The sequence below is a fragment of the Alteromonas salexigens genome (assembly GCF_025628895.1).
Taxonomy (GTDB): domain Bacteria; phylum Pseudomonadota; class Gammaproteobacteria; order Enterobacterales; family Alteromonadaceae; genus Alteromonas; species Alteromonas salexigens.
Window position 1 is genome coordinate 674,317 of record NZ_JAOTJC010000006.1, and the last position, 18,354, is coordinate 692,670.

Annotated in this window: 14 protein-coding genes; 3 read left to right on the forward strand and 11 right to left on the reverse strand. The window is 51.3% G+C overall.

What is annotated here, in order from left to right:
* Nucleotides 1-49 precede the first annotated feature (49 nt).
* Nucleotides 50-940 (forward strand): DUF2989 domain-containing protein, encoded by an 891-nt coding sequence (locus tag OCL06_RS07075; protein ID WP_262993032.1) that lies wholly within the window; start codon nucleotides 50-52, stop codon nucleotides 938-940.
* A 90-nt stretch (nucleotides 941-1,030) separates the two neighbouring features.
* Here the strand turns inward: OCL06_RS07075 and OCL06_RS07080 are convergent, their stop codons facing one another.
* From OCL06_RS07080 to malQ, 6 genes are all read right to left on the reverse strand, one after another.
* A complete protein-coding gene (locus OCL06_RS07080) occupies nucleotides 1,031-1,480 on the reverse strand; it encodes a hypothetical protein (protein ID WP_262993033.1) in 450 nt (149 codons plus the stop codon).
* A gap of 114 nt (nucleotides 1,481-1,594) precedes the next feature.
* Nucleotides 1,595-1,987, reverse strand: a complete 393-nt coding sequence (gene msrB, locus OCL06_RS07085; RefSeq protein ID WP_262993034.1) for a peptide-methionine (R)-S-oxide reductase MsrB — start codon at nucleotides 1,985-1,987, stop codon at nucleotides 1,595-1,597.
* Between the two features lie 19 nt (nucleotides 1,988-2,006).
* Nucleotides 2,007-3,560 carry an NADP-dependent phosphogluconate dehydrogenase gene (gene gnd / locus OCL06_RS07090; RefSeq protein WP_262993035.1) on the reverse strand — a complete coding sequence of 518 codons (1,554 nt, stop codon included), beginning with the start codon at nucleotides 3,558-3,560 and terminating at the stop codon, nucleotides 2,007-2,009.
* 153 nt (nucleotides 3,561-3,713) lie between these two features.
* Nucleotides 3,714-5,801, reverse strand: coding sequence for a glycogen debranching protein GlgX (gene glgX / locus OCL06_RS07095; protein ID WP_262993036.1), 2,088 nt, complete (start codon nucleotides 5,799-5,801; stop codon nucleotides 3,714-3,716).
* 2 nt (nucleotides 5,802-5,803) lie between these two features.
* Complete coding sequence (gene glgB / locus OCL06_RS07100; protein ID WP_262993037.1) at nucleotides 5,804-7,978, reverse strand: 1,4-alpha-glucan branching protein GlgB; 2,175 nt, start codon at nucleotides 7,976-7,978, stop codon at nucleotides 5,804-5,806.
* Between the two features lie 72 nt (nucleotides 7,979-8,050).
* Nucleotides 8,051-10,252: a 4-alpha-glucanotransferase gene (malQ, locus tag OCL06_RS07105; RefSeq protein WP_262993038.1), complete on the reverse strand. Its 2,202-nt coding sequence runs from the start codon at nucleotides 10,250-10,252 to the stop codon at nucleotides 8,051-8,053.
* Nucleotides 10,253-10,483: 231 nt separating this feature from the next.
* Between malQ and gap the strand changes: the two genes are divergently transcribed.
* The gene (gene gap / locus OCL06_RS07110; protein WP_262993039.1) at nucleotides 10,484-11,479 is read left to right on the forward strand and encodes a type I glyceraldehyde-3-phosphate dehydrogenase; all 996 of its coding nucleotides are present in this window, start codon (nucleotides 10,484-10,486) and stop codon (nucleotides 11,477-11,479) included.
* A 181-nt stretch (nucleotides 11,480-11,660) separates the two neighbouring features.
* Nucleotides 11,661-12,524: a D-hexose-6-phosphate mutarotase gene (locus OCL06_RS07115; protein ID WP_262993040.1), complete on the forward strand. Its 864-nt coding sequence runs from the start codon at nucleotides 11,661-11,663 to the stop codon at nucleotides 12,522-12,524.
* Nucleotides 12,525-12,587: 63 nt separating this feature from the next.
* Here OCL06_RS07115 and OCL06_RS07120 read toward each other — a convergent pair whose 3' ends face one another.
* Genes OCL06_RS07120 through zwf form a run of 5 tightly spaced genes read right to left on the reverse strand, consistent with a single transcriptional unit; the run spans nucleotide 12,588 to nucleotide 18,208 of the window.
* On the reverse strand, nucleotides 12,588-13,232 hold the full coding sequence (locus OCL06_RS07120; protein WP_262993129.1) for a bifunctional 4-hydroxy-2-oxoglutarate aldolase/2-dehydro-3-deoxy-phosphogluconate aldolase: 645 nt from the start codon (nucleotides 13,230-13,232) through the stop codon (nucleotides 12,588-12,590).
* Nucleotides 13,232-14,188, reverse strand: coding sequence for a glucokinase (locus OCL06_RS07125; protein ID WP_262993041.1), 957 nt, complete (start codon nucleotides 14,186-14,188; stop codon nucleotides 13,232-13,234). Before OCL06_RS07125 ends, OCL06_RS07120 begins: the two co-directional genes overlap by 1 nt.
* A complete protein-coding gene (edd, locus tag OCL06_RS07130) occupies nucleotides 14,185-16,014 on the reverse strand; it encodes a phosphogluconate dehydratase (RefSeq protein WP_262993042.1) in 1,830 nt (609 codons plus the stop codon). The genes OCL06_RS07125 and edd overlap by 4 nt, the downstream gene beginning before the upstream one ends.
* 8 nt (nucleotides 16,015-16,022) lie before the next feature.
* Nucleotides 16,023-16,715 (reverse strand): 6-phosphogluconolactonase, encoded by a 693-nt coding sequence (gene pgl, locus OCL06_RS07135; RefSeq protein ID WP_262993043.1) that lies wholly within the window; start codon nucleotides 16,713-16,715, stop codon nucleotides 16,023-16,025.
* On the reverse strand, nucleotides 16,715-18,208 hold the full coding sequence (gene zwf, locus OCL06_RS07140) for a glucose-6-phosphate dehydrogenase (protein WP_262993044.1): 1,494 nt from the start codon (nucleotides 18,206-18,208) through the stop codon (nucleotides 16,715-16,717). Before zwf ends, pgl begins: the two co-directional genes overlap by 1 nt.
* Nucleotides 18,209-18,354: the final 146 nt, after the last annotated feature.

An 18,354-nucleotide genomic window follows, 5' to 3' on the forward strand; every position in this document is an offset into this window, starting at 1 on the left:
AGTTCTACGTCCGACGGCGACGGGCGTAAGTTTAATTAAACACACAGGGATGACCAAATTGTTGAAAAGTTTCAATATCTCCACTGAAACTGCCGGTTTCGGCAAATTATTTAGTAATTTTTCCACAACCTTCACCAGACTGGCGGCAGTGGTTTCATTGGCTGGCCTCACCGGTTGCGGTGACATGTTCGAACCCACATTACGGGAAATTTGTGAGTCCCATGGCCACTTCTGCCACGATCTTAATCAGGACAGTCAGTGCAGGTACGAAAAGGCTGAAATCATTCGCCACCGATTTAATCATAAGGATGCGCAAGATCAGGCCCACAAATACGGCTTGTTAGTAAAATTTGAAGACTACCTGACCTGCATTGAACGGGTTGCCCATATTGAGCACAAAAAAGTGCGTGATAAAGAAGCCACCCGATTAAAGGGGGTACTCACGGCGCGCAAAGAAATTGATCGCTTATCGCGGGAAACCCGCCATGCCGCAGACCCCTACCTGTCTTACTACCAGTGGTCGAGGTATGGCCATAAAGATGCACTTGAACGGTTCTTGCTGTTTAGTCGCACCGGCAAAGTAAAGGATCCAGAGTTGTTGGTTAATTTGGCTTCTATTCAGGTCAAAGACGATCTTGATGCCACTGTGGAAACCCTGTACCGCGCGCTATCTCTTTATCAAAGCAGTGAGCAGGTGGATAACGATATTTATGCCACCCTGGTGACTATCGGTTTGGAGCAAGAGCGTTTTCGCCTGGCCTACGTCTGGGCTGCGGTAATGGCTAACTATAACGACAACATTTCCATGCAGCAGCCGCAGTCGTTGGCACAGCAACACGACCTGCCTGTGGCGGTGCTGAATGCCGTGAGTGAAGAAATTATTGACCATCTTGACGACGGTACATTCGATGCAGACGCGCTGAAGCTTTATCGGCTATAAAATGTAAGGAAGTTTCAGTAGAAAAAAGCGAAAAAACCCTTCAAATAGCGGTGAGGGCAACCAGTTTCGCCCTGCACCGCCCAAAACTGACTAATTTTTGTTCATTAGTTCAGATTCAGAAAGCGGGAGATCGACCTGTTCACCGTCAGGGGTCACCTGATGGAAACCACGGTTTTTAAGCCATTCAAGCGCAGTATCCTGTGCATCGAAGAAGTTTACCTCGACGCCCAGACCCCGGTATATTTCCGCGAGTTCGGACTGCATATTTAAAAGTGGTTGTTCGGAGAAATTAACGAGTGCCACACAACTCAGCCCCTGTTCGGAAGCTTTGCGAATGGAGTTTTGCATGCGTTCGACAGCGTGATCGTCCATTGACCACCCTTCGCTCATAATGACCAGGTCAGCCCACTGGGTAAGCTGCCGTTCACCCATGCCCTGTTTATAAATCGCAATAAATTTTCCCACGTCCTTAAACGACCAGTGTCCACTGACCTGGGAGACCATGACATTGCCAGAAAGCGAAACGTTACACTTTTGCATTGTGAAGAAGAGAGCTACTATTATTAACTTTAATAATTATGCCAAACGCGCCAATTTGCAAGGCGTAATGCACGTGTATGCATCGTAAATCCACCCGTAGTTGGCATGGCTCGGCTAGCCACGTACCTCGTCATCGCCGCTTTTAAAGGTCATTGATACACTGTTGACACAGTAACGCTGCCCGGTAGGCTCAGGGCCATCGGGAAACACGTGCCCGAGATGTGCATCACATTGCTTACAGAAAATTTCTACCCGGCGCATCCCATGCGAGTCATCCTCGCGATACCCCACGTTATCGTCGGTAGATTGCTTGTAAAAGGATGGCCAGCCGCAACCGGCATCGAACTTAGTTTCAGAGGGAAACAATGGCGCGCCGCAGCATTTACACACATAAATACCGTCCCGTTGCTCATCAAGCAGAATCCCGGTAAATGGTCGCTCCGTACCTGCTTCCCGGGTGATCTGGTATTCCTGTTCAGACAACTTATCGCGCCACTTGTCACTCATATAAAACTCCGCCGTTAGGTTACTTTTTAATAGCCACCTGCGGACGGGCTGGATCACTCCAGTTGAGGTGGTACTTTTTACCGGCGGGTTTATCCACGCGCTGATAAGTATGTGCGCCAAAGTAATCCCGTTGTCCCTGCAAGAGGTTTGCCGGCAATACGGCGGTACGATAGGAGTCGTAATAACTCAGTGCTGACATCATGGCCGGGCACGGCACCCCGGCTAGCGTGGCCTCAGAAATAGACCCCCGCCAATCGGCCTGGAACTTGGCAATTTGCTCGGCAAAGTACGGGTCGAGCAGCAAATTCGCCAGGTTTTCATCTTTTTCGTAGGCATGGGCAATAGACTGCAGGAACACCGCCCGGATAATACACCCGGCGCGCCATATCTTGGCGATCTCCGCGAAATCTAACGACCAGCCGTGCTCTTTCGCTGCGATATCCATGAGCTGGAAGCCCTGTGCATAGGCGCAAATTTTTGAGCAGTATAACGCTTGTTCAAGTTTGTTGATGATGGACTGCTTTTGTTCGTCAGAATAAACCGTGGCCTCGGGACCAGGCAGTACCTGACTGGCAGCCATACGTTCGTCTTTCAGACTGGACAGGCTGCGCGCGAATACTGCTGACGTGATTGTTTGCGCAGGACTGCCGACTTCCAGTGCGCTGACCGCTGTCCACAAACCCGTTCCTTTCTGGCCCGCGCGATCCAGGATCACATCAACCAGTGGCACCTGGGTTTCCGGGTCCAACTGTTCAAGCACCTCCGCGCTGATTTCCATCAGGTAACTGTTCAGTTTGCCATCGTTCCATTGCCTGAATACTGTGGCAATTTCTGCCGGTGACATGTGCAGCCCCTGACGCATCATATGGTAGGTCTCACAAATGAGCTGCATATCTGCATACTCAATGCCGTTGTGGACCATTTTCACGTAATGCCCCGCCCCCACCGGTCCAATATACGTAGCGCAAGGCTCGCCTTCGGTCACGGGTTTACCGGGAGTGAGCGATTCAATAGGCTTACCGGTATCCGGATCGACTTTGGCCGCAATGGCGGTTAGCACAGGCTCCAGGCGCGTCCAGGCATAGGGGTTGCCCGAGGGCATAAGAGACGGACCAAAGCGGGCGCCGATTTCACCACCTGACACGGCGGTAGAGAAAAAGATAAATTTACCTTTATATTGAGCCTCCCGGGTGACCGAGTCGGTCCACAGGCTGTTCCCCGTATCCACCACAATGTCATCTGCCTGAATACCTGCATCAATCAAATGGTTACAGACGTGATCCACAGGATCCCCGGCTGGTACAGATAGGATTACCAGGTGGGGCGCTTTAAGTTTACTGAGCAATTCGGTGTAGGAGCTACACCCTTCAACCCTGGGGGCTGTATCGGGGAGGCGTTCGCTGGCATCTTTCTGCAAGATAGCATCAACTTTTTGCTGGTCGAGGTCAAAACAGGCTACGCGGTAGCCGTGGTCTGCCAGGTTCATGGTCAGGTTGCTGCCCATAACCCCCAGTCCAATAAAGCCGATATCACACTGGTTGGTCGACTGCATGTTGCCATCTTCTTGTTGCATAGGATAATCCTCACGTCTCAGATGGGTGCGCATCATACCACCTGATGGAGATATGAACAGAGGCTGGGAGGGCCTTTTCGTTAAAATGCTGTTGGCTTGCTGTAAAACCATCCAACAGTAAACGAAAGGCCTGTCTGATTGGTCAGACGCCCCTTACCCGTTTTTCTCAGCGTAGCTAAACAGAGCCAGCGAGTGCCCGGCCTGCAAAAACACATGCTGAATACATATTGCCGGTTGCTCTGCCAACGAACTGTAGCGGGTGTCCAGATGCAGCGACCAGCCGCCCCGTGGCGACAACCGCGGAAGGTTGAAGCGCACGTCATTGTCACTGGCATTAACGCACAGGAACCAATGCTCAGCACTGCGCTCATCCCTTGCACAGCCACGGATTTCTACTCCGAATGCCTGATTATGAGCCTGTTGCCAGTCTTCTGACGCTTTGTCGGTACCGTCCGGTTTGTACCAGTTCACTGCCGACACGTTATACGCATGGTAGTACTTGTCGTCCTGCAGGTTTATTCGGGACAACAATTCACTGGACTGACGCAACCGCACCACATACTGACAAAACTGCAAGAAATCCTGCTTGCGTTTATTCAGTGTCCAGTCATACCAGTTAAGGGCATTATCCTGACAGTAGGCGTTGTTATTACCCTGCTGAGTTTTACTCAGTTCATCACCGCCGAGTATATGTGGAGTGCCCTGCGAGAACATCAGGGTAGCGAACATATTGCGCTTTTGACGCTCCCGCATATTCAGGATGTGTTCGTCTTTTGTCTCGCCCTCGGCACCGTAGTTGGCAGAGAGGTTGTGGCCATGCCCGTCACGGTTATCTTCCCCATTGGCTTCATTGTGCCGCTCGGCATAACTGACCAGATCGTGAAGAGTAAACCCGTCGTGATAAGTAATGTGGTTCACCGAGGTATTAATATGCCGGTAGCCTTTATGAAAAATATCCCGCGACCCCATCAGGCGAGTCGCGAAGTCACCGGCCAGCCCTTCGTCGCCACGCCAGAAAGCACGAATCGTATCACGGTACTTATCGTTAACCTCCAGCCAGGGCTCGGGGAAATTCCCCACCTGGTAGCCCCCGGGGCCTATGTCCCAGGGCTCCGCGATGAGTACCGCATGCTTAAGCACCGGGTCTTGTTCTATGGCTCGCAGTAAGCCGGCGGTTTTCGAATACGCCTGGGGATCCCGCCCCAGACACACAGCTAAATCAAACCGGAAACCGTCTACACCGATAACCTCGACCCAGTAACGGAGTGCTTCCATAATGAGGGTCATCATGGCAGGTTGAGCAGTGTGGACTGTATTTCCGCATCCGGAATGGTTTGAATACACCAGGTCGCCGTCTGCGGTTTGTTCGAACAGGTAGGACTGGTTCGGGCTTAACCCCTTGAAGGAGAGTACCGGGCCGCCTTTGCCACCTTCAGCAGTATGGTTAAATACCACGTCCACAATAACTTCCAGCCCGGCATGATGATAACACTCCACCATATGCCGGACTTCTGCAAGCGCATCATCATTGGCATACCGTGGCTCGGGGGAAAAAAAGTTAATCGGGTTATAGCCCCAGTAATTCGTCAGCCCTTTTTCGGTAATATAGGGTTCCGGCATAAAACTCGCCAGCGGCAGAAATTGCACCGTGGTGATCCCCAGCCCGACAAGATGCTCCAGCACTTCCGGGTGGCACGCCCCCAGATACTTACCCCGTTCATGCTCAGGCACACTGGGATGTAATTGAGTAAGTCCTTTTATGTGTGCTTCATAAACTACCCGTTTATGGACCGGCACGGCTGGGCGGGTAGAGTTAACCGGCGGATATTTCGCCGGGTCAACAACTACACACTTGGGAACCATGAAGTGGGAGTCATTGGCATACTGGCGTGCATTCCAGTGCGCAGGACGGCTGAGTTTTTTAGCATAGGGGTCAATCAGCAGTTTATCGGTTGGCGCTGAGTGCAGATGCCCCTCCCCTCTGTCCACCCTGAAGCCGTACAGCTGACCCGGCGCAATATGCTGTACATGACCATGCCACACGTTGCCGGTTTTCGCCGGCAATATCAGCTCATCAAGAGGTTCTTCCGTATCCGCGTGATACAAGCAAAGTATAACCGCCCGGGCGTCGGGACTGTAAACAGCAAAATTACACCCTGTCCCATCCGGAGAAGCGCCCAGTGGAAAGGGACTCCCGGGGCTGGTTTCAAGCAACTGCGATATATCAACACGCGCGTCCACGCTTACTCCTGGTCAAATGTAATAAACAATGTTGCCAATGGCGGCAGTGACACCTCAATGGAATACATCTGGTGATTCCACCCCTGGTCTCCTGCTTCCATTGTGGTGCTAACCGGGTAGTCACTACCCCAGTATTTGTGACTATCCGTGTTCATTGCTATTTCATAGCGTCCTTTGTCCTGCACCCCTAGCCGGAAATTCGGGCGTGGTACCGGGGTGAAGTTACTTATAACGTAAACTTTCTGTTTGCGATCAGATGACAGGCGTACAAACGATACAATACTCTGCCCGGCGTTTTCGTGATCGATCCAGCTGAATCCTGCCGGCGAATGGTCCTGTTCATGCAGCGCCGGAAGCTTTCGGTACAAACCGTTCAGTTCCTTGTATACCTGCTGGATCCCTTTGTGCTTTTCGTGGTTCAGTAAACCCCAGTCCAGCCCAATATCATGATTCCACTCTCTGGCCTGACCCAGTTCATTACCCATGAAATTAAGCTTTTTACCGGGATGCCCATACATAAACGCAGCATAACAGCGCAGGTTCGCGGCCTGTTGCCACTCATCGCCAGGCATCTTGCCAAGCATACTGCCCTTGCCGTGAACCACTTCATCATGGGAAATTGGTAACACAAAATTTTCGTCAAAGGCATACACCATGGAGAACGTTATGTCGCCGTGGTGATAACGACGGTATGCCGGATCTTTACTGATGAAATGCAAGGAGTCGTGCATCCAGCCCATATTCCATTTAAAGCCGAAACCCAGGCCGCCTTCAAACACCGGCCGCGAGACTTTCGGAAAAGATGTCGATTCTTCGGCGATGGTCATGGCATCCGGGAAGTGCTTATACACTTCCTCATTCATCCAGCGCAGCAAACTGATAGCTTCGTAGTTTTCATTGCCGCCATCAACATTGGGGATCCATTCGCCATCATTACGGGAATAGTCGAGGTAAAGCATAGACGCCACTGCATCAACCCGCAGCCCGTCAATATGAAACTTATCCAGCCAGTAAAGTGCATTCGCCACCAAAAACTGGCGCACGGTATCCTTGCCGAAATCGTAAATACACGAGTTCCAGTCAGGGTGCCAGCCACGACGGGGATCGGCGTATTCGTAAACATGGCTACCGTCAAATCTGGCCAGGCCATGTCCGTCTTCAGGGAAGTGTGCCGGGACCCAGTCGATGATGACCCCTACCCCGGCCTGGTGACAACAATCGACGAAATATTTAAACTCGTCCGGATCACCGAAGCGGCTGGTAGGCGAAAACATCCCCACCGGCTGGTATCCCCAGGAGCCGTCAAACGGAAATTCTGAGACTGGCAAGAGCTCTATGTGGGTATAACCCATGTCGGTCACGTAGCTTACCAGTTCATCGGCCAGTTCACGGTAACTCAGGTAGCGGGCATCACTGTCTGCACCGGGCCGCTTCCACGACCCCAGATGAACTTCGTAAATACTCATGGCAGCGCTGTATTTATCGCTACTGCGGGCCTGCATCCACTCACTGTCCTGCCATTGATAGCGGTCGTGATCGTAGATACGTGAAGCATGGGAAGGATACTGTTCAGCCGAGAACCCAATGGGATCCGCTTTGTGAGGCAAATCGTTCCCGTCACTGTCTTTCAACTGATATTTATACCGTTCTCCTTCTTGCATACCGGGCACCACTAACACCCAGTAGCCCATGTCCGTTTTCTGCATCGGATGGCAGCGTCCGTCCCAGTTATTGAAATCACCAATCAGAGACACCGCACTGGCATTGGGGGCATATACTGCAAAGCGGATCGCCTGTTGCTCCGCTGCGGGCAGTGTGATTTTCTGTGCACCCGCCTGGCGGTAGAGATTTTGTGGCGCGTGGTCAATAAAATGCACGGCGTGAAAAGCTTCATCAGTAAACTGATAAGGGTCGAGCACCTTGTAATGTTGTTCGCCTTTTTTTACGTCCAGAGAGTAATAATCGTCCTCAGCCAGAGTGACCGGGCCAGAGAATAACCCACTGTCATGCGTACGAGTCAGCGTGAAGGTTTTACCTGATTTTCCTACCGTCACTGAGACCTCGGTGGCGTCGGGGATCCATACCGTGACTGAAGTGCCCGACTCCGACTGCTGTGGTCCGAGGGTAGAAAAAGGATTGGGGCACTGTGCCCGCGCCAGTTGCTGCTCTGTCTGCATGCTTTACTCCTGTAAAAAGCCCGTGACACCACGGGCTTTACATTGCGTTTACTTATTCGGCATTATTGCCTGTTACTGTGCGCTGCTTGCCCGCTTCCTGGCATCGGTCAGTTTCTCTGCCAGTTGCCTGATATCAGGGTTAGCAAAAATAGACTCCAGGTTAGCACTCAGCTTACGGCGCCAGTTTGGATACTCATCAAAGGTTCCGGGAATATTGACCGGCTTGTCCATTTGCAGCCAGTCCTCCAGTTGCAGGCTCAGTAACGCGCTGGAGCCCCCGGCCATATGCACTTGCATTCCGTAGTTCAGCGCCTGTGTCATCCCGGTATGGTTCACATCATGTCCTACTGAGTCATCTACCGACCCGTGGCCATGCAGCGAATTCAGGATCTCCTGTTTGTTCGCATGGCGATCCTCATACAGAGTACTCAAAATTTCTTCCGTTGGGTACAGGCCAATTTCTTTGCCCAGTTCCAAATCCAGACAGTGCCAATATCCAATTAAGGTTGGCATGTCGTGGGTTGTCAAGGTAGACATGGATTGCTCGGGGTAATGGGAGGGTGAGAAAAAGCCCCCGTCTTCGGCTTGCTCAAAAAAGAACACACGATAGGAATACACCCCGTTATCAGCCAGTTTTTCGCGAATTTCTTCCGGTACTGTGCCCAGGTCTTCCCCAATCACCAGACTTTGGTGACGATGACTTTCCAGCGCCAGAATAGCCAGCAGGTCATCCACCGGATAATACACGTAGCCACCGTCCCGGGCATGGTCACCTTTAACCACCCACCACAACCGCAGCAGTGCCATCACGTGATCGATGCGTAACGCACCTGATGCGGCCATATTGGAGGAGAACAAATCAATAATCGGCTGGTACTGCTGTTCATACAGTTTCTGCGGGTCCATAGGCGGCAGGCCCCAGTTCTGACCCAGCGGGCCCAGGATATCCGGCGGCGCGCCCACGCTGGCACCCGTACAATATAAATCTTTGTTGCCCCAGATTTCGGCGCTGCCTTCGCTTACGCCCACTGCCAGGTCACGATAAACGCCAATGGTCATGCCGGCTTTTTCGGCGGTCTCACTGGCCTGTTTCATCTGTTCGGCGGCCATAAACTGCAGGAACTGATAGAACTTTACCGACAACTTATTGGCTTTCTTAAATTTGGCGACCGCGTCACTTTGGTAGTTTTTAAACTCCTCCGGGAAGACCGGCCAGCCCCAGAACTCTTTGCCCCGGGCTTTCAAATCGGCCTGTAAGGCGTCGTACACGGCCAGCATATCGAGGCTTTCACCGCCCTCTTCCACAAAGGCTTTAAAGGCACGATTCTGTTTGGTGTTTTTGGTCAGGTAGCGGGCATTATAAACATCAAATACGGCGCGCAGCGCTTGCAGCTTCAGTTCGGCTACACCTTCGTAGTCAACGTAATCTACCGCTCTGACATGGCTAAGGCGGGCCTGAAATGCGTCGTCGTTAATCAGCTTTTGGACCGAGGCATCTTCATAACCTTCAACGTTGCTTACATCAATGTAAAGGTAATTAAGCCAGCGGCGGGAAGACGGGCCATAAGGGGAACAGGCATCGGGGTTAGCCGGGTACAAGGCATGAATCGGATTCAGCCCTATAAAATCTGCACCGGTTTCAGCGGCCTTACCTATCAGGTTACTGAGATCGGAAAAATCCCCAATGCCCCAGTTGGTCTCGCTTCGTACGCAGTATAACTGAACACTCAGCCCCCATATTTTTTTACCCTGCTTGATGGCATCCGGGGTATAGCACGCAGTAGGCGCAACAATGAGTCGCATGGTGGCCAACTCGTCACCATCGGCCTGTAAGCTCAGGTTATGGTACCCAAGAGGCAGCTCCAGCGGAATCGGTACCATATATTCCTGAAACTCAACGCCATCTATTTCAGAGGCGTGTATCAGTTCTTCGTTAACCGGAATGAAGCCGTGGCGCAGTTCATCATTTGAATCCGTTGTAATGACAAACTCGTAATCATCATGGACAAGGTCAATAGGCAGACGAACAGGCAACTGAACAGTGTCAGTTTGGCGGTTAACCTGAACCGGGTTCAGTGGTGACAACCAGACTTTATGGGCATCGCTAAGCAACTGAGACTGCATGGCTTCGTCATCACTGGTGTCGTAACCCAGGGTATTGAGCAATTTGGCTTTACTTGACTCTGCTATGGTAGCAGGCTTTCCCCAGGCGTCGACGTAACGGCTTTCTATGCCCCGCGCTTCTACCAGTGTTTGCAGAACGTTATTTGTCATATGGTGTCATTCCTGTTCAGGGTCGGTGCTCAAAAAACCAGCACCCAGTGCTGGTAAGCGTACAATTTTTTAACATTATTGTTTAACTGCGCGCACAACGAAACTGAATACGATTGCAATAGCCGAATTTCGTAATTTTGCAACATTAATTGGTTTTTACTTTGCCAATTATGCCATTTTGATCCATACTTTACGTAATTTATTTTCATTTTAAAACAATCGAGGTATGTCATGACAATACGCATCGGTATAAACGGCTTTGGCCGTATTGGTCGTCTGGTAATGCGTGCAGCGCAAAAACGCGACGACATCGAAGTAGTTGCAATTAACGATCTGCTAGACACCGACTACATCGCCTACCTGCTAAAGTATGACTCTACTCATGGTCTGTTTGACGGTGAGATAAAGGTAGATAACGATCAGCTAGTTGTAAACGGCAAGCCTATCCGTATCACTTCTGAAAAAGATCCGGCTGACCTGAAATGGTCTGACGTCGACGTGGATGTAGTGGTTGAGTCAACCGGCCTGTTCCTGACCAAAGAAACAGCTGCCAAGCACCTTGAAGCGGGTGCGAAGAAAGTGGTCCTGTCTGCTCCGTCAAAAGACGATACCCCTATGTTTGTGATGGGTGTTAACCACGATAGCTACGATGGCGAAGACATTGTTTCAAACGCGTCGTGCACCACCAACTGCCTGGCGCCACTGGCAAAGGTTCTGAACGATAAATTTGGTATCGTGGATGGCCTGATGACTACCGTCCACGCCACTACAGCCACACAGAAAACCGTAGATGGCCCGTCAACCAAAGACTGGCGTGGTGGCCGTGGTGCTGGCCAGAACATTATTCCATCTTCTACCGGTGCAGCAAAAGCCGTAGGTAAAGTTATTCCTGAACTGAATGGCAAGCTGACCGGCATGGCATTCCGCGTACCTACGCCGAATGTTTCTGTGGTTGACCTGACCGTGAACCTGGCAAAGGCCGCTTCATACGATGATATCTGCGCGGCGATGAAAGAAGCCTCAGAAGGTGATCTGAAAGGCATTATGGCTTACACCGAAGATGCCGTGGTTTCCAATGACTTCATCGGCAACGCCAATACCTCTATTTTTGATGCCACGGCGGGTATCGCGCTGACTGATACGTTCGTGAAGCTGGTCGCCTGGTACGACAACGAATGGGGTTACTCAAACAAGGTTCTTGATCTGGTTGCCCACGTGTCAAAATAAGAAGCCAATACTGATTTTTCAGTAACTAAAAAAAGGTGCGATTTTTATCGCACCTTTTTTATTTTCAAGGCACAATAAAAAATGAACCATAACCGGTATTTAGCGTTATTCACTGAGTACCCGGCAGCACCCATTCGCAATGGTTTGTTTTGTACCTATTAAATGTATACAGGGAGTAATCATGGCTATCGCAGGCTCGGTCACGGTAAGTGAATCTCAGGGCATCACTTACCTCAACATTGACAACCGTTTCGCGACGGCCAAGGTCAGCTTATTTGGCGGCCACGTACTGTCGTTTACTCCTAAAAGCGATGAAGTTGATCGGTTGTGGCTTAGTCCTCATGCATACCTGAATGGTGAGCGGCCAATCCGGGGTGGGATACCGGTTTGCTGGCCTTGGTTCAGCGATGATCACGGCAAAGAGAAAGGCGCCCTGCCTTCACATGGTTTTTTACGTACTCAGGTATGGCAGCTGCAACGCTCCGAAGACACCAGCGTGGGTACTGAACTGGTACTCTCCCCTTCATTTACCCGGGCGGACGGATTTGAGTACGACTGTCAGGTCACGCTGACAATCATCATCGGCGAATCACTGTCAGCCAGTTTGCGCACTGAAAATACCGGCGTCACACCGTTCACCTTTAATACCGCCCTGCATACTTATCTGGCAGTACCCAGCGTACAAAAAGTGGAGCTGGAAGGGCTCAGTGGCCAGTACAAAGACAAACTTGCCGACTGGGCGGTTAAAGACACACCGCAACCTTATAAGTTTACGGCGGAAACGGATCGCATTCATTTAAATGCTCCCTCCACCATGACCTTAAAAGACAATGGCGAGGCGTTTACTCAGATTGGCTCCGACGGTCACGACTCCGTGGTGGTATGGAACCCGTGGCAGAGCGCCGCCTCCATTTCAGATATGGACGCGTTTGGGTTTGTGCATATGCTATGCGTTGAAACCGCCTGTACCCAGGGCGTAGCCTTGTCGCCCGGTGAAAGCCACACATTAACTCAGATAATTGGTCCGCCGGAACGCAGCAGCTAACCGCAGCACACCTACAAAAAACCCGGCTTAGTGCCGGGTTTCTTATTTCTGCTTAGCTTGGTATTAGCTGTTTGCGCCTGTTACCGCGTCTTTCGCCAGCTGAGTGATCCGGTCCCAGTCACCCGCTTCAATAGCGTCATCCGGTGCCACCCATGAGCCACCTACGCATTGCACATTAGGCAACGCCAGATAGTCTTTGTAGTTATTGGGACCAATGCCACCAGTAGGACAGAATGTCACATCCGGGAACGGTCCTGAGATGGATTTTATGGCTTTAACGCCACCCGACGCTTCTGCCGGGAAGAACTTAAGATGTGTATAGCCGGCATCTTTACCCTTCATCAGGTCAGACGTAGACGAAATCCCCGGGATCAGCGCGATCTCGCTGTCCATGCCTGCCTTCAACAAATCAGCCGTCATGCCCGGGCTAATCGCAAATTTAGCCCCCGCTTCTGTTACCGCTTTAAGCTGTTGGGCATTCGTGACGGTTCCTGCGCCAATAAGTGCATCAGGCACTTCTTGGGCAATTTTCTTAATGACATCCAGGGCAACCGGAGTGCGCAGTGTCACTTCCAACACCTTAATTCCGCCAGCCATCAGTGCTTTTGCCAGAGGGACCGCTTTGTCTACATCATTAATTACCAAAACCGGTACCACTGGTCCCGCAGCAAAAACTTCGGCCGGGGATAATTTCCAATTAGTTGTCATCATTCGCTCGCAATATGTTGTGTTAAATACGCTGATGCGCCTAATAAGCCGTGATCAGGTTCAGCGATTAAGTATGTGGGGATGTCTTTAACGTAGTGTTTCATCTGGCCTTTGGCTTCAAACCTGGCACGAAAATCACTTTGACGCAGAAATGCGGTAAAACGGTTAGCAATACCGCCACCGATAAATACGCCGCCGGTGGTGGCCATATTTAGTGCCAGATTACCCGCAAAACTGCCCATAATCCGGCAGAACTGGGTCAACGTTGAGGCACAGATATCACAGCTGCCATCCAGAGCTTTCTCGGTCACCTGAGCAGGCTCGGTGAGTTCCGCAGCAATATTATGGTGTGCGGCAAGCGCACGGTAAATATTCAGGATCCCACGGCCCGACATCACTTCTTCGGCGGATGCACGGCCAAACTGGTTTTGCAGATACCGCCAAACCACAATGTCCGTTTCATCGACTGGCGCGAAATCAGTATGACCGCCCTCGCCGTCCAGGGTTTGCCAGCCCGATGACGTCATGGTGATGTGCTCGACCCCCAGACCTGTCCCCGGACCGAAAACCGCAATATTACCGCCGGATTTAGCGTGGCCGTCACCGATCTGAATCACCTGGTCATCGGTCAGTACCGGCAGGGAATGTGCCACGGCGGTAAAATCATTGATCACGTACAGATCTGTAAGCTTCAGTTGTTGCCGCAAAGCCTGTTGGGAGAATGCCCAGCTGTGATTCGTCATCACCACCTGGTCACCCAGTACGGGACACGCTATCGCGATGCACCCATGAGTGAAAGTGTGCTCTGGCATATCGGCAAAGTACTGCAGGATAACCAGATCAATACTGGCGTAATCCTTACACATGTACTTCTTAATATCGGCTACACCGCCATTAACTACACGGGCCAGGCGGATATTCGTCCCGCCTACATCAGCAACGAACTGCGCGCTCATAGCTTCTGCTCCTGCTCCTTAAACAGCGAACATGCGCCTTCTTCCGCACCGGTAAGCACTGCGCGCATACCGCCAAACATTTCGCGCCCCATACCTATCTGATGGTGCTCAATGTCAGCTTCCCGTGGCTCACGTGCGTCCAGGGTGTCTTCATCGACCAACAATGACAGCGAGCCGGTACGGGTATCCAGTTCAATCATGTCGCCATCCTGTACTTTTGCCAGCAGGCCACCCTTGTAAGCTTCCGGTGTAACATGAATAGCAGCAGGCACTTTACCTGATGCACCTGACATACGCCCATCAGTTACGAGAGCGACTTTAAAGCCCCGATCCTGTAACACACCCAACGGTGGCGTCAGACGGTGCAATTCAGGCATACCAATCGCTGAAGGCCCCTGGAAGCGGACGACCACGATACAGTCTTTATCCAGATCGCCAGCCTTAAAGGCAGCATCCAGTTCAAACTGATCTTCAAACACCACCGCAGGCGCCTTGATATGACAATGCGGCGTGCGCAAGGCTGAAGTTTTGATAACTGAGCGGCCCAGATTACCTTCCAGCACACTTAGCCCGCCGTCAGGTTTGAAGGGAGACTCGACCGTCGCCAGTACTTCTTTATCCAGTGATTCTTTCGGTCCGTCACGCCATTCCAGCTCACCGTCGATTAGCATGGGCTCTTTGGTGTAATTCTCGAGCCCTTCACCGGCAATGGTGGTCACATCATTGTGTAGCAGACCTGCATCAAGCAGTTGCTTGATAAGCAATGACATGCCGCCAGCCGCGGTAAAATGGTTGATATCCGCAGAACCGTTCGGGTAAATGCGGGTCATCAATGGAACTGCGTTGGAGATATCTGAGAAATCATCCCAGTTGACGATATAGCCCGCAGCGCGCGCAACGGCAATCAGGTGCATGGTATGGTTCGTAGAGCCACCAGTGGCCAGCAAACCTACCAGGCCATTTACCAGGGCTTTTGCATCAACCATGCGACCAATTGGCGTGTAGTTGTCGCCCAGGTCAGTGATCCGGGTGGCCTGCACCGCAGCCGCTTTCGTCAGCGCATCGCGTAGCGGTGTACCCGGGTTGACAAATGATGCGCCGGGCAGATGCAGGCCCATCATTTCAACTACTAACTGGTTCGAGTTCGCTGTGCCGTAAAAGGTACAGGTGCCCGGAGAGTGGTACGACTGCGCTTCTGCTTCCAAAAGCTCTTCACGACCCACTTTGCCTTCGGCGTAGGCCTGACGAACCCGGGCTTTTTCTTTATTTGGTAATCCTGACGGCATCGGACCGGCCGGAACAAATACCGTGGGCAAGTGACCGAAGCTCAGCGAGCCCAGTAACAAGCCGGGGACTATTTTATCGCAAATCCCCAGCATCATCGCCGAATCAAACATGTTGTGAGACAGCGCAACTGCGGTGCCCATAGCGATGACATCCCGGCTCATCAGGCTGAGATCCATGCCTTTCTGTCCCTGAGTCACCCCATCACACATGGCCGGCACCCCACCCGCAAACTGGGCTACACTGCCCACTTCCCGAATGGCTTCTTTTAACAGTGCCGGGTAAGTTTCGTAGGGCTGGTGGGCTGACAGCATGTCATTGTATGAAGAGACAATTGCCACATTGGCCTTGGTCATCGACCGTAAGTCAGATTTTTCAGCAGCGCCACAGGCTGCAAATCCGTGAGCCAGGTTGCCACACGATAATTCGCCGCGCAGCGGCCCTTCGCGCCGGGCCTGTTCGATTTTGTCCAGGTACGCCTTACGGGTATCCCGGCTGCGCTCGATAATACGTTGCGTTACTTCTGCGATTTGTGAATTCATGGTATCTCCTATGGCGCCCACATCAGGGTTACCGGTGCCCGGTTAACCACAGCTGTGATTGGTTTTTGCGCTTCGGTGGCATTGTCCAGTGCTTCGGTAAGCACCTCTTTTTTCCGCTCGCCGGTGAGGTGCAGAAAGATATTTCGGCTATTCAGCAATGTGGGTAATGTCATAGACATACGCTGGTGCGGTGCAGTGGTCGGCGTAACCGCAATACAGGTTCTGCCACTGCTCATCGCTAGACCATCATTGATCTGTTCAGAACAGGGAAACAATGACGCCGTATGTCCGTCTTCACCCATACCAAGAATAAGCGCGTCAAATGGTTGTGCCATACTGGCAATATTTGACTCGGCCTCGTTCACACCTTCATTGGCATCCGCATGAGCGGACTTTAACGGCACAAAATGAGCGGCGGCTGCCTTGTTCTGCAGCAGCTTCTCTTTCACCAAACGCGTATTACTGGCTTCATCCTGCTCATCAACCCAACGTTCGTCAGCAAGGGTAATGTCCACCTTGCTCCAGTCGAGGTCGGCATTGCTCAGCAATTCAAACAACGCCACGGGTGTGCGCCCACCGCTTACAACCAGTGACGCACGGCCACGGGTCTGGATCCCGGTTTTCAGGATAGAACAAAGAGTAGACGCAAATGCTTCCGAGAGTACGTCCGGCGATTCGTAGGATTCAATTGTTAAAGCCATTATTTCGTTTTCACCTGTTTGCTTTCGTACCAGCTTCTGTTTTCTCTTGCTAACAACCCGATGGAATTAACCGGGCCCCATGTACCGGCCTGATAAGGCTCAGGGGGTTCATTCGACTGCTCCCATGCGTCCAGAATTGAGTCTACCCAGGTCCACGCCTGCTCAATTTCGTCACGACGTACAAATAACGCCTGATTGCCTAACATCACTTCCAGCAACAATTTTTCATACGCATCGGGAATGCGATCATCAGCAAAAGCTTCTGAGAAGCTTAAGTTTAGTTTGGATTTCTGTAAGTCCATCGACCCGGTGCTGGTCAGGCCGGGAACTTTATTCATAACCGTAATTTCTACGCCTTCATCTGGCTGTAAGCGAATAACCAGCTTATTTGGTGGCAGGTTTTTGAAACTTGCCCCGAATAAGTTATGAGGCTGGCGCTTGAAATAGATCACTACTTCACTGACTTTGGTGGGCATGCGCTTACCAGTGCGCAAATAGAATGGCACTCCGGCCCAGCGCCAGTTATCAATTTCTGCCTTGATGGCGACAAAGGTTTCTGTGGTACTTTGGGTATTGGCGTCGTCTTCTTCCAGATACCCGGGGACTTCTTCCCCTTTCACAAAACCTGAGGTGTACTGGCCACGTACCGTAACATCACTTACATTAGATGCATTAATTGGCCGTAGCGCCCGTAACACTTTCAGTTTTTCGTCACGAATACTGTCGGCATCCAGTGTCGTCGGAGGCTCCATAGCCACCAGACTTAAAATTTGCAGCAAATGGTTTTGCACCATGTCACGCATCTGACCGGCGTCATCAAAGTAGCCCCAACGCCCTTCAATGCCTACTGATTCGGCCACACTAATCTGCACATGATCAATACAGTTATGGTCCCAGTTAGTGGCAAAGATAGAATTGGCAAAACGCAGCGAAATAAGGTTCAGGACCGTTTCTTTACCCAGGTAATGGTCGATACGGTAAATCTGCTTTTCGTCAAAATACTCTGATACCTGGTCATTGATGTTCTTCGAAGACTCCAAATCGTGACCAATCGGCTTTTCGAGGACTACACGCACACTGGAATCGATAATTTTGCAGCTATGCAGACCGCGGCAGATGTCGCCATAAATGGCTGGCGGCGTTGCCAGATAACACACCATGGTACGACTGGGGTCTACATGCTCATCAAAGGTTTTGAAGCTGTTGATGTCTTTCATGTCTACGCACACGTAATCCAGACGTGCGCAAAGACGCGACCAGGTTGCTTCACATAAGTCGCTGCCGCCAAACTTTTCAATATTGGCTTTTACTTCTGCAATATAGTCTTCAACCGTCAAATCCTGACGGGCAACACCGATGATTTTAGTATCCGGGTGGATCAGCTCAGCTTTTTCAAGCTGATACAGCGACGGCAAAAGTTTGCGCCGCGAAAGATCACCCAGTGTGCCGAACAGCACGAAATCACAGGGTTCGTAGGAGTTTTCCACTGCCATAAATGTCGACCTTCTTCTTAAACTCGGTACCCCTGAATCCGAATTAAACAGGTACGGTTACCGATTGGTTATTAGCACATAGTTAACACCAAATGTAGTAAAATTACAACTTTGCTGTTTTTCTTATTTTTACTGGAGATCGCGGC